This is a genomic window from Pseudorhizobium tarimense, assembly GCF_022968135.1.
Taxonomy (GTDB): Bacteria; Pseudomonadota; Alphaproteobacteria; order Rhizobiales; family Rhizobiaceae; genus Neorhizobium; species Neorhizobium tarimense.
The window spans coordinates 167,573-187,446 of the sequence record NZ_JALJRA010000004.1 but is presented as its reverse complement, the minus strand read 5'-3'; the positions used below and the strand labels follow the sequence as shown (position 1 = coordinate 187,446).

The following is a 19,874-nucleotide window of genomic DNA, read 5'->3' as shown; positions in this document are numbered from 1 at the left end:
CACAATATCATAAACGACAGGAACTGTGATCATGACCATGATCCAATGCATCTCGCCGGTCGACGGCTCGGTCTATGCCGAGCGGGAGGCCATGAGGTTCGAAGAGGCATCTGCCGCCGTGGGCCGCGCCCGCAAAGCTCAGAAGGCCTGGGCAAGGCGGCCGCTGGAGGAGCGGGTGCAACTGGTGCTCAAGGGGGTCACACGCCTCAATGAGATGGCCGACGAAATTGTGCCGGAACTTGCCTGGATGATGGGGCGCCCGGTCCGCTATGGCGGCGAGTTCAAGGGCTTCAACGAACGCTCCAATTATGTCGCCTCGATCGCGGCCGACGCCCTGGCGCCGATGGTCATGGAGGAGAGCGCCAGCTTCGAGCGCCGCATCGAGCGCGAGCCACACGGCGTCGTCTTCGTGATCGCGCCGTGGAACTACCCTTACATGACGGCAATTAACACGGTGGCGCCGGCGCTGATGGCTGGCAATACCGTCGTCATCAAGCATGCCTCCCAAACACTGCTCGTCGGCGAGCGGCTGGTGCGCGCCTTTGTGGAGGCGGGCGTGCCGGAGGACGTCTTCGTCAACCTCTTTCTCGACCATGAAACCACCTCGGCGCTGATCGCGGCAAGCAAGTTCAACTTCGTCAACTTCACCGGCTCGGTGGAGGGCGGTCGCTCGATTGAACGGGCAGCGGCGGGCACCTTCACCGGCCTCGGCCTGGAACTCGGCGGCAAGGATCCGGGCTATGTGATGGAAGACGCCGATCTCGACGCGGCCGTCGATACGCTGATGGATGGCGCCACCTACAATTCGGGCCAGTGCTGCTGCGGCATCGAGCGTATCTACGTGCACGAGTCGCTGTATGAACAGTTCGTCGAAAAGTCGGTCGCCTGGGTTTCCAACTACAAGCTCGGCAATCCGCTGGAGCAGGAGACGACGCTTGGTCCAATGGCGAACAAACGCTTCGCCAAGGTGGTCCGAGAGCAGGTGGCTGATGCTGTTTCCCGCGGTGCGAAGGCGCTGGTGGATCCTAAGCTTTTCCCGGCGGATGACGGCGGCGCCTATCTCGCCCCGCAGGTGCTCGTGAACGTCGACCACTCAATGGCCTTTATGACCGAGGAGACCTTCGGTCCTGCAGTCGGCATCATGAAGGTGAAGAGCGACGAGGAAGCACTCTCGCTGATGAACGACAGCAAGTACGGGCTCACCGCGTCCCTCTGGACGAAAGACGCGGAGCGGGCAGGGCGGATCGGCCGCGAGATCGAGACCGGCACCGTCTTCATGAACCGCGCGGATTACCTCGATCCGGCTCTCTGCTGGACAGGAGTCAAGGAAACCGGTCGCGGCGGCTCGCTTTCCGTCCTCGGCTTCCACAACCTCACCAGACCGAAGTCTTACCACCTGAAGAAGGTCACGCAATGAACATCGTCGCGAACTGGAGCTATCCCACCGCCATCAAGATGGGCCGCGGCCGGATCAAGGAACTCGGAGATGCGTGCAAGTCGCTCGGCATGAAGAAGCCGCTGCTGGTCACCGACCGTGGACTGGCGTCGATGGCGATCACCGCCCATGCGCTGGACGTCCTCGACGAGGCAAACCTTGGCCGCGCCATCTTCTCCGACGTCGACCCGAACCCCAACGAGAAGAACCTCGAGGCCGGTGTGAAGGCGTTCCGCGACGGCGGGCATGATGGCGTGGTCGCCTTCGGCGGCGGATCGGGCCTCGATCTCGGCAAGGCTGTCGCCTTCATGGTGGACCAGACGCGGCCTGTCTGGGATTTCGAGGATATCGGCGACTGGTGGACCCGCGCCAGCACCGACGGCATTGCCCCGATCGTCGCCGTGCCGACCACCGCTGGCACCGGGTCCGAAGTCGGCCGCGCCTCGGTCATCACCAACTCGCAGACGCATGTGAAGAAGATCATCTTCCATCCGAAGTTCCTGCCCGGCGCGGTTATCGCCGATCCGGAGCTGACGGTCGGCATGCCGAAGACCATCACCGCCGGCACCGGCATGGATGCCTTCGCTCACTGCCTAGAAGCCTATTGCTCGCCCTTCTACCACCCGATGAGCCAGGGAATCGCGCTGGAAGGCATGCGGCTCGTGAAGGAATTCCTGCCGCGCGCCTACAAGGACGGGACTGACATCGAGGCCCGCACCAACATGATGGCAGCCGCTGCCATGGGTGCGGTGGCCTTCCAGAAGGGTCTAGGGGCCATTCACTCGCTCTCACATCCGATCGGCGCGGTCTACAACACGCACCACGGCATGACGAACGCAGTGGTGATGCCGCCGGTGCTGCGCTTCAACCGGCCGGCGATCGAAGAGAAGATCGAGCGTGCGGCGGCCTACCTCGGCATCAGCGGTGGTTTCGACGGGTTCTACGGCTACGTCCTGTCCCTGCGTTCGGAGCTTGGCGTCCCCGAAAACCTCTCCGCAATGGGGGTCAAGCAGGATCGGGTCGCCGACCTTGCCGCAATGGCGATCGAGGACCCGAGCTGCGGCGGGAACCCCGTTCCGATGACGCTGGAGAATACAAAACAGCTCTTCATCGATTCCTTCTGAAGTTCCCAAGCAGCATGATCAAGGCCTCGCAGCAGACGCTCCGGGGCCTTTTCTCTGCCTCGATGACAATCGCCGGTCACATCATGGATCGCTAAATTTACCCTTTGTTAACCATGGTTAAGGAGGATGCAGGCAATGCACCATGCTTCGGCGGTGCCGCTTGGAGCGATGCCGCTCATACCCTCCTGAGGACCGAGAATGCCCGTAATTTCCTTTGCCAATGCCAAGGGTGGAGCCGGAAAGACCACCGCTGCCCTTCTGCTTGCGACAGAACTTGCCCACCAGGGTTACCGCGTCGCCATCATCGACTGCGACCCGCAGCACTGGATCACCCAGTGGGCGGAGATTTCCGGTCCGGTCCGCAATCTTCAGGTCATCTCGGAAGTTTCGGTGGCATCACTGCATTGTCATCTGCGCGAAATGGCGACTCAGGTCGACTTCTTCATCATTGATCTGGCCGGCGCCAAGGATGCGCTCGTGACGACGGCAATCGGCCTCTCCGATCATGTTATGATTCCAGTCCAAGGCTCGGCCATGGACGCCAAGGGTGCCGCCCAAATTCTCGACCTTCTGGCGCTGATGAAAGATAAGGCGAATCTCGACATCCCGCATTCGGTTGTACTTACCCGCGTCACCTCGATGGTGACCACCAAGGCGCTGATCACGATCAAGGGCCTGCTTGCTGCACGTGGGGTGAATGTCCTCAACACGCCGATCGGCGAACGGAACGCCTTCAAGGAACTTTTTGAGGTCGGGGGCACGCTTCACTCGCTCGATGCTGCAAAGGTCAGTAATCTGGACAAAGCGAAGGAGAATGCCGGCGCCTTCGCGCAGGAGGTAATGCGCCTGATGCCGACGCATATCATCCGTTCGCCGCGCCTGCGCGTTTTCCCCTTCGGCCGCAACGCGGCCTGACGATCTTCGATGTAGGTCCAATCAAAAAAAGGCGCCCGGAGGCGCCTTCAGACTGCTGACAAAGTCCTCTTTGCCTTTGCTGGCGCTACTTCGACTCCGATCCGTTCTCTTTTCGATTCAGAGACGTTCCGTGAATCATGGTCCTTGAGAAGGTGGGGCGGGGGGTTGTTATCAAGCTGAAGGCGCCCGGAGGCGCCTTTTTTATTCGGAGAACTCCACCACCGTTCCCGGCTTAACCATCTTCGCGAGTTCGGTTGCGTCCCAGTTGGTCAGGCGGATGCAGCCGTGGCTGTTGGTCTTGCCGATCTTGGACGGCTCCGGTGTTCCGTGGATGCCGTAGGTCGGCTTCGAAAGGGCGATCCAGACGGTGCCGACGGGGCCGTTCGGACCAGGCGGGATCTCAAGGATCTTGTCGTTGTTGCCCTGCTTGAAGTTGACCTTCGGGTTATAGGTATAGCCCGGGTTCAGGGCTATCCGCTGCACGGTGTGTGTGCCGGTAGGCGAGGGCGTGTCGCTCGAGCCGATCGTTGCCGGGTAGGCGGCAATCAGGTTGCCGTCTTCGCCATAGGCAAAGACCTGTTCCCTGCTCTTGTCGGCGACGATCCGGGTTACGGCGCCGGTCTTCGGGTTGCCGGGGCTGATCACCTTGATCGTCGTACCGGGGATCGAGAAGTCCACGCCGGGATTGAGCGCCTTCAGGTAGTTCTCGTCCATATGGAACTGCTCGGCGAGCTTCTCGCTGGTCGAGGTATAAGCCATGGCCGGCAGCTGCGCCTTGTGCGCATAGTCGTCGGGGATCGAGGCGACATAGGGGCCGGCTGCGTCGGCTGCCGTGATGGTGTAATCGACGATCGGCAGGCCGCCCGAGTAGCTCAGGCGCTGCAAGATCTCTTCGGAGTTGTTCGGGTCCAGCGTCTCGCCGGTCATCTGTTGCCAGGCGGCAATGGCCTTGTTGACGTTCTCGCCGAGATGGCCGTCGATGACGCCAGGCGAAATGCCTTCGCGATCGAGGAAGACCTGCAGCGCGGCGACTTCAGCCTGCGGCTTCTTGGTTACCGCGATGATCGGTTTCTCCGGCTCCAGCTGCTGAAGCGGTTGCTGTTCGCGCTCGATGGAGGCGTAATCATCCTGCGGCTGCTGCTCCTGCGGATAGGGCTGCTCGTCGAGCGGCAGGCGCGTGATGGAGCCGGGACCAGGAATGGAGCCGGTGATGGAGCCCGGTTCCTCGGGGCGGTACTCGCGATAGTCTCGATAGCCGGCGGTGTCACGGTACTCGCGGTACCCGCCCGGTCGGGGCGGATACTGGTCGACCCGTTGCGGTGCATAACCGTCGTTGCGCATTTCGGTTGCCACCACGTTGCCGTAGCGGTCGATCAGGACGCGGCGTCCCGCCCGATCGCGGCTGATCACCACGTCACCCTGTTCGGGGATATAATCCAGGATCGCGCCATCCGGTGCCACCAGCATGGTGTCGGATGCGTAGGGATCGTAGATTGACTGAGCTGATACCGCCGAGGCGCCCTGTGTCGCCAGAAAGGCAAATCCGAGACTAGCGGTTAGAAGCCTTTTCACGTTGCCACCGACCTTCTTGTTGAACAGAGATGAAATTGCCGAGGCAGCGAAACGTTCCACTCGTGCATCAGCTGCCACAGACAAGCTAATTTTGACGCTAGTGTGAAAAAGGTGAATTCGTCATGAACGCGGCGTTAATTTTCGATCACGTTCTGATAACAGAGTCGTTTAGGGAGTGAGGAGTTGAAATGAAAGCTTTTTCCGCAGCCGCCGGGCCACGTCTTTTGCTGGACGAGACCTCCGTCATGGATATCGGCTCCTGCTTCGTCGCTGAAGTGGACGTCGCGCCAGGACGCGCGATCCCTGACGACGGCGACCCGCGGATCGACCATTCGCTGGAAGGCTTCCTCTTCACGTGCGGCCCGGATCACATCCGTCATCCCGAGCCGATCCCCGGGCGCCGCGATGGCAAGAGCTACCCGCTGCACGGTTCCTTCTCGTCCCATCCGGCCGAGGTTCTTTTCTGGGATGTGCAGGACGGAGGTGCGGAATGCCGCGCCAGGGTCCCGGTCGATCTCGCAGATGGTGGGCGGGCGCTTCTGGAGCGTCACTGGCGCATCAACGGGGAGAGCAGCGAAGTCTGTCTGTTCGACACGGTGACCAACACCGGCACCAAGCCCTTTCCGGCGGTCCAGATGTATCACATGAACATCGGCGCCTGGCTGTTCGACAGCGAGGTGAAGCTGAACGGCAAGATGCTGGACGGCAGCCTGCCCTGGAATTTCGGCGAGGATCCGGGCGGCGTGTTCTGCGTGCCTGCGGCGACGGATGAGAGCGGCTGGGCCGAGGTGAGCCTCGGCCCGATTGCTGCGATCGGTGGCGCGACGCTGAAGGTGAAGTTCCGGACCGACACGCTTCCGCATCTGCAGGTGTGGCGCAATCAGCAGGCGCCGGCACATGTGCTGGGGATCGAGCCGGTTTCCCATCGCTGTGTCAGCCGCAAGGAACTGGCGGAAAAGGGCGAGCTGAAGCCGCTGAAGCCCGGCGAGAGCATCGATTACGCACTGCGCTTCTCGTTCACCTGAAACCATCTCAATTGACGCTCCGCCGGTGGCAGCGTAATGCAGGGCCCACGTCCCATCCGGAGGAATTGCCATGGACATCCGACAGATCAACGACGAATATGCCGTAACCGGCCAGATCACCACCGAGGATCTGGATCAGATCAAGGCGATGGGTTTCAAGTCGATCGTCTGTAACCGTCCGGATGAGGAAGAGCCGGGCCAGCCGAGCTTCGGCGAGATTTCAGCCAAGGCGGCAGAGCTTGGGCTTGAGATCAGGCATGTGCCGGTCGGGCGCATGGGTGTCGACGTAGAGGCCGTCAACGGCATGGTCGACGCCTTGGACGAGCTGCCGCGGCCGATGCTCGGCTACTGCCGATCCGGCGCGCGCTCGACGGCAATTTACGAAAAGAGCCAGCACATTCGCGGCTGACATCTTTCGCGGCCGGCCCAGCCGGCTACCGTTTCCAAACACAAGATAATCAGGAGCATTAATGAGCATCAAGCGCATCGAGCCCGGCGCCCGCATGAGCGGCGCCGTCGTGCACGGAAACACCGTGTACCTGTCCGGTCAGGTCGGCGAAGGCGAATCCGTGAAGGAACAGTGCGAGTATGCGCTGCGGGAAGTAGACCGTCTGTTGGCCGCTGCCGGCAGCGACAAGTCGAAGATCCTGCAGACGCTGATCTACCTCTCCGACATGTCCTACTTCGCCGAGATGAACGCTGTCTGGGAAGCCTGGATCGATCCGGCGAACACACCGGCCCGTGCAACGAGCGAAGCCAAGCTCGCAGCACCGAAGTACAAGGTCGAGTTTACCGTAACTGCCGCCATCTGAGCTGTGACACCCTGAATCCAGAAGCCGGCGCATCAGTCTGATGCGCCTGCTTTTTTCGTCTCAGGCCTTCTCGCGGATCTGCGTCAGCGTCCGTGTCGGCGTGATCGCCTCGCTGTCGAGCTTCACCTCGATGATCGCGGGCTTGCCGCTCGCCCGGGCGCGCTCGAAGGCAGGGGCGAAGTCTTCCGTCTTCTCCACAAGCTCACCGTGGCCCCCGTAGGCCTTGGCGAAGGCGACGAAGTCGGGATTGACGAGGTCGGTTGCGCTGACGCGGCCCGGATATTCCCGCTCCTGGTGCATGCGGATCGTGCCATAGGTGCCGTTGTTCACCAGCACCGTGATGATCGGCAGGTTGTAGCGCACCGCGGTGACGAACTCCTGGCCGTGCATCATGAAGCAGCCATCGCCGGCAAAGCAGATAACTTCGCGTTCCGGGAAAAGCTGCTTTGCCGCAACCGCCGCAGGCAGACCGTAGCCCATGGAGCCCGAGGTCGGCGCAGCCTGTGTATTGAACTTGCGGAAGCGGTGGAAGCGGTGAACCCAGGTGGCGTAGTTGCCGGCGCCGTTGGTGAAGATCGTGTCGTCCTTCGTGTTGGCGTCGAGCCACTCCATGATCGGGCCCATCTGCACTGCGCCTGGGCCAGTCTTCGGCGGCGTGGACCACTTCAGGTACGCGTCGTGCATCGCCGACCTGCGCTCCGCCCGAAGCGGTGCTGCCGGTGGGTTGAGGTGCTTTAGCGCAGAGGCAAACTCCGCCGGTGCCGCGCAGATCGCGAGATCAGGCCGGTACACCCGCCCCAGTTCTTCCGGGTCCGGATAGACGTGAACGAGCTTCTGCGCGGGGTAGGGAATGTCGATCAGCGTATAGCTGGAGGACGGCATTTCCGACATGCGTGCGCCAACGAGGACCAGCAGGTCGGACTCCTTGATTGCCTTCGCCAGCGCCGGGTTTATGCCGATGCCCACATCGCCGGCGTAGCTCGGATGCAGGTGGTCGAACAACATCTGCCGTCGGAAGGAGCAGCCCACCGGAACCTTGAAGCGGCTGGCGAAGTCCTGGAACTCGGCGACGGCCTGTTCGTTCCAGCGCGTGCCGCCGAGGATGAACATCGGCCGCTGCGCATCCTTCAGCATGCCCTCGAAAGTCTGCATCTGTCTCGGACCGGGATGCGCTTCTACGGGCATATAACGCTGTGCGGCCGGCGCCTCGACCTCTTCCACCAGCATGTCTTCCGGCAAGGTCAGCACGACCGGTCCGGGACGGCCGGAGGTCGCCACGGCAAAGGCGCGCGTGACAAATTCCGGGATACGGCGGGCGTCGTCGATCTCGCCTACCCATTTGGCGAATTCGGTGAAGGCACGGCGATATTCAACCTCCTGAAAGGCCTCGCGTTCGCGAGCATCGCGCTGCACCTGGCCGATGAAGAGGATCATCGGGACGGAATCCTGACGGGCAATGTGCAGGCCAGCGGAAGCATTGGTGGCGCCGGGGCCGCGGGTTACCATGCAGATGCCGGGCTGACCCGTGAGTCTCCCCCAGCAATCTGCCATCATGGCAGCGCCACCTTCCTGGCGGCAGACGAGCACGTCGATGCCGCTGTCATAGAGCGCGTCGAGCACGGCGAGATAGCTTTCCCCCGGCACGCAGGAGATACGCTCGACGCCATTGGCCTTCAACGCCTCGACGATCAGCTGTCCACCGGTTTTCATGATTTCGTTCCCTTAATCTCGTTGATGTTCAATTCGGCCAGCACGTCGGCGGTATGTTCGCCCAGCTTCGGGCTCGAGCGGGTGTAGGTCAGCGGCGTTTCGGAGAGGACGATGGGGGTGCGAACACCTGGGATCATCGTGCCGTCTGCCGCCTGAAGGTCGACCCGCAGCTTGCGCGCCTGGACCTGCGGGTCTTCGAACATCTCCGCGATGGAGTTGATCGGCCCGGCCGGCACAGCGTTCTCGCCGCAGGCCGCAAGCAGCTCCGCCTTAGTCCACTTCGCGGTTTCAGTAGTGACGAGACGGCGCAGCTGGTGGCGGTCGGAGACCCGGGCGCGGTTGGTTGCAAAGCGCTCGTCGTCGGCCAAGGGCTCGAGCCCCAGGATGGTGCACAGCCGGCGGAACTGGCCGTCGTTGCCGACGGCGAGGATGATGTGACCGTCCTTGACCGGGATCACTTCATAGGGGGTGATATTCGGATGGGCGTTGCCGAGGCGGGTCGGGGCGGTGCCGGAGATGAGGTAGTTCATGTTCTGGTTGGCAAGCACGGCCGACATCACGTCGAGCAATGCCATGTCGACAAGCTGTCCTTCGCCGGTCCTCATTGCGTGGATCAGCGCCGCCTGGATGGCTGTCACTGCGTAGATGCCGGTGAAGATGTCGGCGATGGCGACCCCGGCCTTCATCGGCTGTCCGTCCGGCTCACCGGTGATCGACATGAAGCCGGACATGCCCTGGACGATGTAGTCGTAGCCCGCAAGGCCTGCATAGGGGCCATCCTGACCGAAACCGGTGATCGAACAATAGACGAGCTTCGGATTGAGCGCCTTCAGGCGCTCGTAGTCGAGGCCGTATTTCGTTAGACCGCCTTGCTTGAAATTCTCGATTAGGACGTCGGCGGTGGCCACGAGCCGGCGGACGATCTCCTGGCCTTCTGCCGTCTTTAGGTCGACGGCGACGGAGCGCTTGCCGCGATTGGTGGCGTGGTAATAGGCGGCGGAAAGGTTTTCGCCGTTGTCGCTCTCCACGAAGGGCGGGCCCCAGGCACGGGTGTCATCACCACCCTCAGGGTTCTCGACCTTAATGACGTCAGCCCCCATGTCGGCCAGCATTTGGCCGGCCCAGGGCCCAGCAAGCACGCGGGCGAGCTCGATGACGCGGATGCCGGCGAGTGGAGGTTGCTTTTCTGTCTTCTTGTTCATTCTCTGGGCTTCACGGTTTCACTGCGACGTCGGCGGTCGTCACTGGCTTTGAGGCGACGCGGCGTTCGCGCAAGATGATGTAGAGGCCGGAGCCGATGATGATCGAGATTCCCAGCCACTTGCCCGCATCCGGAAAGTCGCCGAAGACCAGCCAGCCGAACAGCGTCGCCGAGATGATTTCGAAGTATTGCAGCGGCGCCAGAACCGAGGCGGGTGCCACGCGGTAGGCGTAGACGGCAAGGATTCCCGAGAGTGCCGCGAAGAAACCGACGCCGATCATGAAGAACGTGCTCGTCAGGCCCGGCATAGAGGGCGCGATGAAGTCGATGCCGCTCCAGTTGCCGACGACGAGAAGTGCCGCCGAGATCGGGATGCCCCACACCGACATCTGGAACTGCATCGCCCACGGGTTTTCCCGTGGCGCCAGCGCCCGCGTCATCAAGGCGAAGATTGCGACGCAGAAGGCGGTGACGATCGGCAGCAGGGCGACGTAACCAATATCCTGGAAGCTTGGCTGGATGACGATTATGGCGCCGAGGAAGCCGACACCACAGGCGGTGTAGCGCCGCCAGCCGATGGTTTCCTTCAGGAAGATGCTGGAAAGGACCGTCAGGATGATCGGCTCCACAAAGAAGATCGCCACCGCATCGGCTACTTCCATGACCGCGAGCGTTGCGACAAAGCAGATCATGCCGAGGGTGATCAGGCCCGCCCGCACGGCGTGAAACGCACTCATCCGCCAGGAGAAGCTGCGCCAGAGGCGCTGCCAAACGACGATCGGCAGCATGAAGATCGCCTGAAAGACGAAGCGCCCCGCGGTGATCATCGTCGGCGAGCTGCTGCTGGTCGCAAGCTTGGAGAAGGTATCTATGAGCGGTGCCGCCAGCATCGCCAGCAGCATCAGGAGGAGGCCGTTGACGATCTCCGCAGAAGGTGTGTTCGGTGCGGCAAGGCCGCCGGCGGGCGCGTTCATCCTGATCCACTCTTACGAGGTGCGGCCGACATCCGCCGCCACGCTCAACCTATAGCCAACGGCCGATCCGCTGGCACTTGAAGAATTGTAAATGCATCATTCCGCCGGGCTGAGGGCCCCCGAAGCCCAGGAGGCGAATTCTTCCATCGCCTTGTGCCGGACCTTGTCCTTCAGCGTCTCGTGGCGAGTGTCTGGCCAGATCCGGCTGGTGAGGCGGGTCAGGCCCTTGCTCCGCAGTTGGTGGGCAAGCCAGGTGATCTCACGACCGCCGTTCGTCGCCGGGTCGGTGTCGCCGCCGACGAGATAGACCGGCATGTCCTTCGGCAGCCGGTCTATAAGGCGCGGGCCGCGGAAGGTCAGCGCAAAGACATCTAGCCAGAGCGAGACGCTGGCGTCGAAGCCGCAGAGCGGGTCGGCATTGTAGGCGTCGACTTCCTCGGGCTGACTGCTCAGCCAGTCTGCCTCCGTCCGCTTCTCGGGCATGGACCGCCCCCAGGCGCGGAAGGTCGCGATCGGCAGGATGGTGCTTGGCACGTCTGCGCCCTTCAATGCCTTCTCCGTCAACAGCACGCCTTGGGCGAAACGTCCGGCAGGACCCGGATGAAAGTTGGAGTTCCAGATCGAGAGGCCTTCGAATGCGCCCGGGTTGTCGACCGCGGCGTTGAGAGCGGCAAGGCCGCCCATGGAATGGCCAAAGAGGATGACCGGCAGGCCCGGATGTGCGCGGGCGGCCAGATCGCGTATCGCCTGCACGTCCTCCAGAACCTTGCCGACCCCGTGGCGCCTCGCAAACCGACCGACCGTCGCGTCTGGTGCGCTAGTGTGGCCATGCCCCCGGTGGTCGTGGGCATAGACATGGAAGCCCCGGCCGCTCATGAATCGGGCAAACTCACCGTATCGGCCGGAATGCTCCGCCAGCCCATGGCAGATCAGCAGGATACCGCGAGCGGCGCCAACGGCAGCCTGGTGTCGGTAGGCGAGGCTGGCGCCGGTCGAACTTTCCTGCCGATTGATGCCCTCGAACATTCCCCGCACCTCCCGCTCGCGCATTGCTCCTGGCGCCCGTTTCGCCTAGATAGCGTCCAAACCCCAAGACGCCGGAGCATTTTTTCTAATGGCACGCCAGTTCATTTACCACATGGCCGGACTGAACAAGTCTTACGGCAACAAGAAGATCCTCGAAAACATCCATCTGTCCTTCTATCCGGACGCCAAAATCGGCATCCTCGGCCCGAACGGCGCCGGTAAATCGACCGTGCTCAAGATCATGGCGGGGCTGGACAAGGAATGGACCGGCGAAGCCTGGCTCGCCGACGGCGCCACGCTGGGCTACCTGCCGCAGGAGCCGCAGCTCGACCCGTCGAAAACTGTCTTCGAAAACGTGATGGAAGGCGTTGCCGACAAGAAGGCGATCCTCGATCGCTACAACGAACTGATGATGAACTATTCCGACGAGACGGCGGAAGAGGGATCCAAGCTGCAGGACGTCATCGACAGCCAGAACCTCTGGGACCTCGAGAGCCAGGTCGAGATGGCCATGGAAGCGCTCCGTTGTCCGCCTGGTGACGCCAATGTCGAGAATCTTTCCGGTGGTGAAAAGCGCCGCGTCGCGCTCTGCCAGCTCTTGCTGCGTCAGCCTGACCTGCTGCTCCTCGACGAACCCACGAACCACCTTGACGCCGAAACAATCGCCTGGCTCGAAAAGCACCTGCGCGAATATCCGGGCGCCATCCTGATGGTCACCCACGACCGTTACTTCCTCGACAACGTCACCGGCTGGATCCTCGAGCTGGACCGTGGCCGCGGCATTCCCTACGAGGGCAACTATTCCGCCTATCTGCAGGCCAAGGCAAAGCGTCTGGCACAGGAAGAGCGCGAGGAAGGAAGTCGCCAGAAGGCGCTGTCGCGCGAACAGGAATGGATTGCATCTTCGCCCAAGGCACGTCAGGCCAAGTCCAAGGCTCGTATCCGCGCCTATGATGAACTGGTGGCCGCGGCGGAAAACCGTCGTCCCGGTGAAGCACAGATCATCATCCCGGTCGGTGAGCGGCTCGGCAACGTCGTCATCGAGGCTGAGAACCTCAGCAAGTCCTATGGCGACCGCGTCCTCTTCGAAAACCTAACCTTTAAGCTGCCGCCCGGTGGCATCGTCGGCGTCATCGGTCCGAACGGCGCCGGTAAGTCAACTCTCTTCAAGCTGATCACTGGCCAGGAGAAGCCGGATAACGGCGAGATCCGCATCGGTGATACCGTCGATCTCGGCTATGTCGACCAGAGCCGCGACTCGCTCGACGGCAACAAGAATGTCTGGGAAGAAATTTCCGGCGGCAACGACGTGCTGAAGCTCGGCAAGTTCGAGATGAACTCTCGCGCCTATTGCGGCGCCTTCAACTTCAAGGGTGGCGATCAGCAGCAGAAGGTTGGCAACCTCTCCGGCGGTCAGCGAAACCGCGTGCATCTTGCCAAGATGCTGAAGTCGGGCGGCAACGTCATTCTGCTCGACGAGCCGACCAACGACCTTGATACCGAGACGCTGTCGGCACTCGAGGATGCGCTTGAAAACTTCGCAGGCTGCGCCGTCATCATCAGCCACGATCGCATGTTCCTCGACCGTCTGGCGACCCATATCCTGGCCTTTGAAGGCGACAGCCACGTGGAATGGTTCGAAGGCAACTTCGAAGACTACGAACAGGACAAAATCCGCCGCCTCGGCCCGGAATCGGTTAATCCGAAGCGTGTGACCTACAAGCGCCTGACGCGCTAGCCGTCGAGCCTTCTCAAGAGGACGAGCCGCCATGTCACGGCCCGTCCTCGCCTCTCATTCATATGAGAATATGCGAGTATATCCATATTATTAGAAAACTTGCGGTACCGACACAGGGCCACGGATGATCAGTGCCATTCGATTGACGTCATGAGAAGACCTCAACAGGAGTTTCGCATGGGTCTGATCCAACGCCTTTCGTTTCGCCAGTCTCTAACCATCTTAACGGTTACGCCCCTTGCAGCCGCCATCACTTTCGGCGGGTGGTAACTTACGAAGCCTACAAGACACGGGCCGCAACGCGGATTGCGGTACTGCTGGAGCGCCTCGCCCGGGCTGGAGGGAAACTTGCCGTGCTTATTCCCGGGGAAAGCGGAGCAGGAGCTGACCAGCGCCAGGCCCTGCGAAAGGCGACCGATGAGACCAAGGATGCGCTGCTCGAGGCTTACCAAGATGTCGTCGCTGCTAGCTATTCCGACCCGGCGCTGGCGGCGTATTATCCTCTCCCGCTTCAAGCTAGGGGACATCGTTCAGCAACTGTGTGGAGCGACAGATCAGATGCGTGGTCGGTCCAGGATGGCGCCTGCGTCAGGCGGTCAAGTGCCAGCAAAAGTGACGTCACGTCCGGTAATGCCGCTGCCGCGGCAGGCGGCATCCGGCAACGCAGCACTGGCAACCGCACCTGCGGATGGCTGGCAGGGATTTTGAGCGAAAGGGAGGTCAGTGACTTCCGGAAGTGCGGCCGTTGTGCCGCCCTTCCTCTTTTTGGTTCCTGCCGCTTTTAGGGGTTGCCACCCTCATTCTCAAGATATAAACATATCTTTATATCTTGATTGTGAGGATCGGTGGGCATGGGACTTTCGCTCGACACTTTGGTGGACGTGCTGAAAACGGCAGGGGAGCCGACGCGGTTTCGCCTGCTGGCGCTTCTTGCCGCCGGCGATCTGACGGTCAGTGACCTGACGGAGATCCTCGGCCAGTCGCAGCCGAGGATCTCGCGTCATCTCAAGCTTCTCGCTGAAGAAGATCTTATCGAGCGCTACCAGGAAGGCGCATGGGCCTATTTTCGTCTGAAGCAGGACGGGAAGGCGGCTGCCCTGGTGCAGACGCTGCTGGCTGCGACGGTGGAGGACGAGCCTGTTCTTCTGCGCGATGGCGAGCGGTTGACGACGGTCAAGCGGGCGCGGGCGGAGAAGGCGCAGGCCTACTTCAGTCGCAACGCTTCCGAATGGGACGAGCTGCGGCGCCTGCATGTCAGCGACGCTGCTGTCGAGAAGGCCCTGCTGCGCCTGATCGGCAAGAAGCCAGTTGACTCGCTGCTCGACCTCGGCACCGGCACCGGCTTGATCCTGCAGCTGCTGTCGGACGTCTACCGGCGGGCTGTCGGCATCGACGCCAGCCGTGACATGCTGTCGGTGGCGCGCGCCAATCTCGACAAGGCAGGCATCCTGAAGGCTTCGGTGCGGCACGGCGACATCCTCAACCTTCCGGTGGAGGGGCAGGACTTCGACCTCGTGACCATCCATCAGGTGCTGCACTTCCTCGATCAGCCGGAGTTTGCAATCGCGGAAGCCGCGCGCGTGCTGCGGCCGGGCGGGCGGCTGCTGATCGTCGATCTGGCACCCCATAACCTGGAGTACCTGCGCGACGAGCATGCCCATGTGCGCCTCGGTTTCTCGCACCAGATCGTCACCGACTGGCTGGAAAAGGTCGGCCTGGAGGTGCAGGAGGTCGTCGATCTGGCTTCGGCGCAGAAGGCGGCACCTTCGCTGACGGCGACCGTTTGGCTTGCGCGCGACAAGCGCCTGCTGATGGCCTGCTCCAATTCTGCCGACGAACTCACCGCTGCCTAGGAGACAAAGCATGAGAACTGCTCACCAGTCGCGGGAGCCTTTCAGCGTCTCCTTCGAGTTCTTTCCGCCCAAAGCGCCCGAAATGGAGGCGCAGCTGTGGGAAACGGTCGAGGCTCTGCGCGCGTGGAACCCGGACTTCGTCTCCGTCACCTATGGCGCGGGTGGCTCCACCAAGGCGCCGACGCTGGCGACGGTACGGCGGCTGATCGAAGAGACGCCGCTGGTGACGGCCGCACATCTGACCTGCGTCGATGCCTCACGCGACGAAGTGCAGGCGGTGGTTGCCGATTACAAGGCGCTGGGCGTGCGCCACATCGTGGCCCTGCGCGGCGATCCGCCAAGCGGCATCGGTACAAACTACCTGCCGCACCCTGAAGGTTTCGGCGATACAGCCGAACTGGTCGCAGGCCTGCGGGCGCTTGGCGATTTCGACGTCTCGGTTTCCGCCTATCCGGAAAAGCATCCCGAAAGCTACAACATGGCCGCCGACATTGAGACGCTGAAGCGCAAGGCTGATGCGGGTGCAGCGCGTGCGCTGACGCAATTCTTTTTCGACAACGACGTCTTCGAGCGGTATCTGGAGAAGGTGCGGGCGGCAGGGATCACCATACCGATCGTGCCGGGCATCATGCCGATCCAGAACCTTACACAGCTGAAGCGGTTCGCCTCCCGCTGCGGAGCGTCCGTTCCGTCATTTCTGGACGCACGGTTTGAAGGCTGCGACGAGAAGCCGGCGGAGCGGGCGAAGGTCTCTGCCGACGTTGCGGCCGAACAAATGGACGACCTGCGTCGCCGCGGGATCTACGACTTTCACATCTACACGATGAACCGCGCACCGCTTGTGAACGCGGTACTCGAACGTCTTGGCCGCTCCCGACAGCAACCCCGGGCCGGTGCCGCGGCCTGAGTCAAACAAGCAGGCACGAAAGAAAAAACGCAGCCTCTTCGGAAGCTGCGTTTTTTGCTGTCAAACTTTTATCAGAGTGTCACGGATGCCAGATATGTCCCGTAGTGGAGAGATTGTGGCGCTCAGATGAAGAGCATTGAAGCCACGAACACAAACGCTGCACCGACTACCAGGACATTGAGAGAGTATGCACGTCCCATGTCTGCCTCCTTGTGCTGACCTGGTCAGTGTATGTCGGTTTCCAGCTTCTTGAAAAGCGGATTTTGTGCTGCGCTGCAGCGGCGCGATCCATTAGCCATACAGAATGTGATTGCTATCACCCTGATTAAAAAGGAAATTCCTGATTAACGAGTATGGTGAATAATCCCTGAAATTTCCTCTCGTGACGTTAAGAAGCGAAACATCACGTGACGGATTTCTGCGCGAACGGGCATTCGCTACCGCGCTGCGATAGCCGGGCGCCTGCGGAAAAGCCGCCCGTCGAGGATCAGGAGCCCAACCCCGATAAGTGCCATTCCCGCCATCTCCGTCCATTCAAGCCGCTCGCCCAGGAAGACGGTGCCGAGGAGAATCGCCGACGGTGGAACGAGTAGGGTGACCAGCGACGTGTTGGTTGCGCCCGCCAGCGTGAGGATCCGGAAAAGCGCAGATAAGCGAAGGCGGTCGAAAGCAGCGCGAGGCCCAGGATTGCCGAGATGGCGCCGAGGCTGGGGAGAGGCAGCGACCAGGGCTGGTCGGCGAGAACGGCAACCGGCAGCATCATCAAGGACGACGCCGTCAACTGCCCGGTGGCCGTGACCGGGGCGCGGATGCCGCGGAAGCGCTTTCCGAAGGTGCCGGCAAACCCGTAGCAGATGGCCGCCAGCACGGGTAGGACGAGCGCCCAGACGGGGGCATGTGTGGCGGATCCAAGGGCCGGTCCGATGAGGACGGCCGTTCCTGCGAGACCGGTCAGGCAGCCGGCGATCTTCGCCGCCGTCAGCTTCTCGTCGGTCGTCCAGCGATTGGCGATCAGCACCGTCCAGATCGGCGTGGTGGCATTGAGGATGGAAGCAAGGCCGGCGCCGATCTCCGTCTGGCCAAAGAAGATGAGCGTGGGGCAGGGCGTTGTTGATCAAGCCCATCACCGCAAAGGCACGCCAATGGGGTCGAAGCGTGTTGTAGAGGTCATGCCGCCCGTGCAGGTAGATGTGCAGGGCGACCGCCGCGAGCGAAAGCCTGAGGAAGACGAGCGTGAAGGGCGGAACCTCCAGCACGGCCACGCGGGCAAAGAAGAACGAGCCGCCCCAGATCAGGCCAAGCAGGAGCAGCAGGCTCCAGGAGGTCCTTGTCAGTCTCTGTTGCGGTTGTGCTGCCACATCGATTCTCCTTTGCCGACACGGGAGCAATAGCGAGCGCCTCCCGTGTGTGCCACCCGAATCCTGCGGCAGGCCGTCTCAGAGCGCGCTCAACAGATCCCGTGTGGGCCAGCCGTCTGCCGGCAGACCGAGGCGCGCCTGTTCCTTCTGGACCGCCTGGCGCGTGCCCGAACCGAGAATGCCGTCGATCTCACCGACATCGTGGCCCCGCTGCTGCAGTTTTGTCTGCAGCGCCCTCATGCTCGCGTCATCCAGTCCCGCTTGCGGATTTCCCTTCTGGTAAGCCGGCGCTCCCATCAGCCGAGTGGCGAAATAGGCGGCCGACGTCGTGTAGATGAAGGACTGGTTCCACTCCAGATAGATGCCGAAGTTGGGATAGGTCAGGAAGGCCGGGCCATTGCGGCCCTGCGGCAGAACAAGAGCCGCGGGCAAGTTAGCAAAGTTAGTGTTGCCGTCGCGCGGCGAAACGCCCATCGCGAACCAGTCGCCAGCGGGCTTCTCGTTGCCGAGGCCAGTCTGTTCCCATTCAAGGTCCTCCGGAAGGGTCACTTCCTGGATCCATGGCTCGCCCGGGCGGTAGCCGAGGCTCTGGATGAACCTCGCCGCCGTCAGGATCGCGTCCGGCGAACTGCCCTTGACGTTGATATGGCCATCGCCGTCGCCGTCTACACCATAGGCGATGATGTCTTCCGGGAGCATCTGGACCTGGCCGATCTCACCGGCCCAGGCGCCCGTGTTGGTTGCGGGCTCGAGGTCGCCATGCTGCACCATCTCGATCAACGCCAGAAGCTGCGGACGGAAGAGTTCCGGGCGGCGGCAGTCGTGCGCAAGCGTCACCAGCGCGTTGCGCGTGTTGAAGTCGCCCTGAACGGCGCCGAAGTCCGTCTCCATCGCCCAGAAGGCGGCGATGACGCCCGGCGGTACGCCGAACTCCTGCTCGGCGCGCTGGAAGACATCTGCATACTGCTTGAGTTTCTGCCGCCCGATGTCGAGCCGGGCCTGGCTGACGGTCCGCTGCGAAAATTCGAGGAAGGTCTGCTTGAAGACGCCTTGTGCACGGTCGCGCGACAGCACCTTCTGGTTGACGCGCGCACCGGCCAGGGCGCGGTCCGCGGCCTCTGCCGGGATGCCCTTGGCGACGGCTTCCGCCTTGATGCCATCAAGGAAGATTGCGAGGTCGCCACCGCAGGTCTGGGCGGCCGCCGGTAGGGCGAAACAGGTCGACATCAGGGCGGACATGGCGAGACGGCGGGCGATCGGCATAACGGTTCTCCATCGCAGGAACAGGTTTGTGCCGGTCTCAATGATCAATGTGACGGAAGCGCGGCGGCAGCACCTGGCCAGCGGTCTGTCTTACTCCGTGGCTGCAGCCACCCAGACGTGCCAGTTCTTTTCCGTACCCGCGAAGACGTTGATGTCGGTATTGCCGTTGACGCCCGGCACGACGCCGGTTGCCGTATACTGCCAGAAGGCCCAGCGGCGGGAGGCATAAGTGCCTTCCGGGTGCTGAGCGGTCGAGCGTAGCCAGAAGTGATAGTCCTCGAAGTGGCCGACGAGATTGTCGCGGTGGAAGTCGACCGTGGTGTAGATGATGGGGCGCTTGCCGTAGTGGGCTTCGATGCGATCCATGAAGCGTTGCATGGCGGCGCGCACGGTCGCGGGCGGCGGCCGCAGCTTGCAGGTGGGCGACGCGTGGTTCCATTCCACGTCGAGCACCGGTGGAAGACGGACCGCGGCCTTAGGCACCTTGCGGATGAACCAGTCTGCCTGATCGTCCGGTGTCGAGCAGAAATAGTAGAAGTGGTAGGGTGCATGCGGCAGACCGGCGGCGGCGGCGCCGCGCCAGTTTGGTTCGAATCCGCTGTCGATGCGGTCTTTGCCCTCTGTTGCCTTGATGAAGGCGAAGGCGACGCCGGACTTCTTCGCCGCCTGCCAGTCAATGTTGCCGTTCCACTTGGAGACGTCGATGCCGTGGATGTCGTGCCTACCGGGATGCTTGTGGCCGAAGTCGACCGGATCGTTGTCCTGGAAGCGCGGCTTGACGACGGAGGCGGTGCTGAGCGCGTCATAGCTTACGGCGCTGCATCCGCTCGTGAGGAGCATAGCGGCGAGAAGTGCAAAGAGCAGGCGTGGCATCCAAGGTCCATCTGCTGGTGCTGCGCGACCGAAGCCTCGCGTGAAGCCGCAGTTCGTATGCCATAACGCCGCAAAATGCGTATCATGG

Annotated in this window: 16 protein-coding genes and 1 pseudogene; 9 read left to right on the top strand and 8 right to left on the bottom strand. The window is 62.2% G+C overall.

What is annotated here, in order from left to right; all coding sequences use genetic code 11:
- The first annotated feature begins 31 nt into the window (after window positions 1–31).
- From MUU54_RS06320 to MUU54_RS06310, 3 genes are all read left to right on the top strand, one after another.
- Window positions 32–1,417 (top strand): aldehyde dehydrogenase family protein, encoded by a 1,386-nt coding sequence (locus tag MUU54_RS06320; protein ID WP_247243178.1) that lies wholly within the window; start codon window positions 32–34, stop codon window positions 1,415–1,417.
- A complete protein-coding gene (locus tag MUU54_RS06315) occupies window positions 1,414–2,559 on the top strand; it encodes an iron-containing alcohol dehydrogenase (RefSeq protein WP_247243177.1) in 1,146 nt (381 codons plus the stop codon). The genes MUU54_RS06320 and MUU54_RS06315 overlap by 4 nt, the downstream gene beginning before the upstream one ends.
- Window positions 2,560–2,757: 198 nt before the next feature.
- The gene (locus MUU54_RS06310; RefSeq protein ID WP_247243176.1) at window positions 2,758–3,474 is read left to right on the top strand and encodes an AAA family ATPase; all 717 of its coding nucleotides are present in this window, start codon (window positions 2,758–2,760) and stop codon (window positions 3,472–3,474) included.
- 201 nt (window positions 3,475–3,675) lie between these two features.
- Here the strand turns inward: MUU54_RS06310 and MUU54_RS06305 are convergent, their stop codons facing one another.
- On the bottom strand, window positions 3,676–5,046 hold the full coding sequence (locus tag MUU54_RS06305; protein WP_376742062.1) for a L,D-transpeptidase family protein: 1,371 nt from the start codon (window positions 5,044–5,046) through the stop codon (window positions 3,676–3,678).
- Window positions 5,047–5,234: 188 nt separating this feature from the next.
- On the opposite strand from MUU54_RS06305, the gene MUU54_RS06300 reads away from it, so the two are divergent.
- The 3 genes from MUU54_RS06300 (at window position 5,235) to MUU54_RS06290 (ending at window position 6,883) form a co-directional block, all read left to right on the top strand.
- Window positions 5,235–6,071 (top strand): DUF4432 family protein, encoded by an 837-nt coding sequence (locus MUU54_RS06300; protein ID WP_247243175.1) that lies wholly within the window; start codon window positions 5,235–5,237, stop codon window positions 6,069–6,071.
- A 70-nt stretch (window positions 6,072–6,141) separates the two neighbouring features.
- Entirely contained in the window at window positions 6,142–6,480 is a 339-nt protein-coding gene (locus MUU54_RS06295; RefSeq protein WP_247243174.1) for a protein tyrosine phosphatase family protein, read from the top strand.
- 61 nt (window positions 6,481–6,541) lie between these two features.
- Complete coding sequence (locus MUU54_RS06290) at window positions 6,542–6,883, top strand: RidA family protein (protein ID WP_247243173.1); 342 nt, start codon at window positions 6,542–6,544, stop codon at window positions 6,881–6,883.
- Window positions 6,884–6,943: 60 nt separating this feature from the next.
- Here the strand turns inward: MUU54_RS06290 and MUU54_RS06285 are convergent, their stop codons facing one another.
- The 4 genes from MUU54_RS06285 to MUU54_RS06270 all read right to left on the bottom strand — a co-directional run bounded on the left by MUU54_RS06285 (window position 6,944) and on the right by MUU54_RS06270 (window position 11,794).
- Window positions 6,944–8,593: a thiamine pyrophosphate-binding protein gene (locus MUU54_RS06285; RefSeq protein ID WP_247243172.1), complete on the bottom strand. Its 1,650-nt coding sequence runs from the start codon at window positions 8,591–8,593 to the stop codon at window positions 6,944–6,946.
- Window positions 8,590–9,795 carry a succinate--glutarate CoA-transferase gene (gene caiB / locus MUU54_RS06280; protein ID WP_247243171.1) on the bottom strand — a complete coding sequence of 402 codons (1,206 nt, stop codon included), beginning with the start codon at window positions 9,793–9,795 and terminating at the stop codon, window positions 8,590–8,592. The genes MUU54_RS06285 and caiB overlap by 4 nt, the downstream gene beginning before the upstream one ends.
- 10 nt (window positions 9,796–9,805) lie before the next feature.
- On the bottom strand, window positions 9,806–10,768 hold the full coding sequence (locus MUU54_RS06275; RefSeq protein WP_247243170.1) for a DMT family transporter: 963 nt from the start codon (window positions 10,766–10,768) through the stop codon (window positions 9,806–9,808).
- Between the two features lie 96 nt (window positions 10,769–10,864).
- Window positions 10,865–11,794: an alpha/beta fold hydrolase gene (locus MUU54_RS06270; RefSeq protein WP_247243169.1), complete on the bottom strand. Its 930-nt coding sequence runs from the start codon at window positions 11,792–11,794 to the stop codon at window positions 10,865–10,867.
- 88 nt (window positions 11,795–11,882) lie between these two features.
- Between MUU54_RS06270 and ettA the strand changes: the two genes are divergently transcribed.
- The 3 genes from ettA to metF all read left to right on the top strand — a co-directional run bounded on the left by ettA (window position 11,883) and on the right by metF (window position 16,292).
- The gene (ettA, locus tag MUU54_RS06265; protein ID WP_247243168.1) at window positions 11,883–13,532 is read left to right on the top strand and encodes an energy-dependent translational throttle protein EttA; all 1,650 of its coding nucleotides are present in this window, start codon (window positions 11,883–11,885) and stop codon (window positions 13,530–13,532) included.
- An 851-nt stretch (window positions 13,533–14,383) separates the two neighbouring features.
- On the top strand, window positions 14,384–15,385 hold the full coding sequence (locus tag MUU54_RS06260) for an ArsR/SmtB family transcription factor (protein WP_247243167.1): 1,002 nt from the start codon (window positions 14,384–14,386) through the stop codon (window positions 15,383–15,385).
- A 10-nt stretch (window positions 15,386–15,395) separates the two neighbouring features.
- The gene (gene metF, locus MUU54_RS06255; protein ID WP_247243166.1) at window positions 15,396–16,292 is read left to right on the top strand and encodes a methylenetetrahydrofolate reductase [NAD(P)H]; all 897 of its coding nucleotides are present in this window, start codon (window positions 15,396–15,398) and stop codon (window positions 16,290–16,292) included.
- Window positions 16,293–16,729: 437 nt separating this feature from the next.
- On the opposite strand, the pseudogene MUU54_RS06250 reads toward metF, so the two are convergent.
- The 3 genes and pseudogenes from MUU54_RS06250 to MUU54_RS06240 all read right to left on the bottom strand — a co-directional run bounded on the left by MUU54_RS06250 (window position 16,730) and on the right by MUU54_RS06240 (window position 19,786).
- Window positions 16,730–17,650: pseudogene (locus tag MUU54_RS06250) on the bottom strand (DMT family transporter).
- 78 nt (window positions 17,651–17,728) lie between these two features.
- The gene (locus tag MUU54_RS06245) at window positions 17,729–18,889 is read right to left on the bottom strand and encodes a lytic murein transglycosylase (RefSeq protein WP_376742061.1); all 1,161 of its coding nucleotides are present in this window, start codon (window positions 18,887–18,889) and stop codon (window positions 17,729–17,731) included.
- A 114-nt stretch (window positions 18,890–19,003) separates the two neighbouring features.
- Window positions 19,004–19,786, bottom strand: a complete 783-nt coding sequence (locus tag MUU54_RS06240) for a glycoside hydrolase family 25 protein (RefSeq protein WP_247243164.1) — start codon at window positions 19,784–19,786, stop codon at window positions 19,004–19,006.
- Window positions 19,787–19,874 lie beyond the last annotated feature (88 nt).

Bases quoted from the DNA above. Each gene is read 5' to 3' on its own strand.
- caiB (WP_247243171.1), bottom strand. From the start codon at position 9,795: ATGAACAAGAAGACAGAAAAGCAACCTCCACTCGCCGGCATCCGCGTC.
- MUU54_RS06290 (WP_247243173.1), top strand. From the start codon at position 6,542: ATGAGCATCAAGCGCATCGAGCCCGGCGCCCGCATGAGCGGCGCCGTC.
- MUU54_RS06320 (WP_247243178.1), top strand. From the start codon at position 32: ATGACCATGATCCAATGCATCTCGCCGGTCGACGGCTCGGTCTATGCC.
- MUU54_RS06260 (WP_247243167.1), top strand. From the start codon at position 14,384: ATGGGACTTTCGCTCGACACTTTGGTGGACGTGCTGAAAACGGCAGGG.
- MUU54_RS06285 (WP_247243172.1), bottom strand. From the start codon at position 8,593: ATGAAAACCGGTGGACAGCTGATCGTCGAGGCGTTGAAGGCCAATGGC.
- MUU54_RS06240 (WP_247243164.1), bottom strand. From the start codon at position 19,786: ATGCCACGCCTGCTCTTTGCACTTCTCGCCGCTATGCTCCTCACGAGC.
- MUU54_RS06295 (WP_247243174.1), top strand. From the start codon at position 6,142: ATGGACATCCGACAGATCAACGACGAATATGCCGTAACCGGCCAGATC.
- MUU54_RS06245 (WP_376742061.1), bottom strand. From the start codon at position 18,889: ATGTCCGCCCTGATGTCGACCTGTTTCGCCCTACCGGCGGCCGCCCAG.
- MUU54_RS06310 (WP_247243176.1), top strand. From the start codon at position 2,758: ATGCCCGTAATTTCCTTTGCCAATGCCAAGGGTGGAGCCGGAAAGACC.
- MUU54_RS06300 (WP_247243175.1), top strand. From the start codon at position 5,235: ATGAAAGCTTTTTCCGCAGCCGCCGGGCCACGTCTTTTGCTGGACGAG.
- MUU54_RS06270 (WP_247243169.1), bottom strand. From the start codon at position 11,794: ATGTTCGAGGGCATCAATCGGCAGGAAAGTTCGACCGGCGCCAGCCTC.
- ettA (WP_247243168.1), top strand. From the start codon at position 11,883: ATGGCACGCCAGTTCATTTACCACATGGCCGGACTGAACAAGTCTTAC.
- MUU54_RS06275 (WP_247243170.1), bottom strand. From the start codon at position 10,768: ATGAACGCGCCCGCCGGCGGCCTTGCCGCACCGAACACACCTTCTGCG.
- MUU54_RS06315 (WP_247243177.1), top strand. From the start codon at position 1,414: ATGAACATCGTCGCGAACTGGAGCTATCCCACCGCCATCAAGATGGGC.
- metF (WP_247243166.1), top strand. From the start codon at position 15,396: ATGAGAACTGCTCACCAGTCGCGGGAGCCTTTCAGCGTCTCCTTCGAG.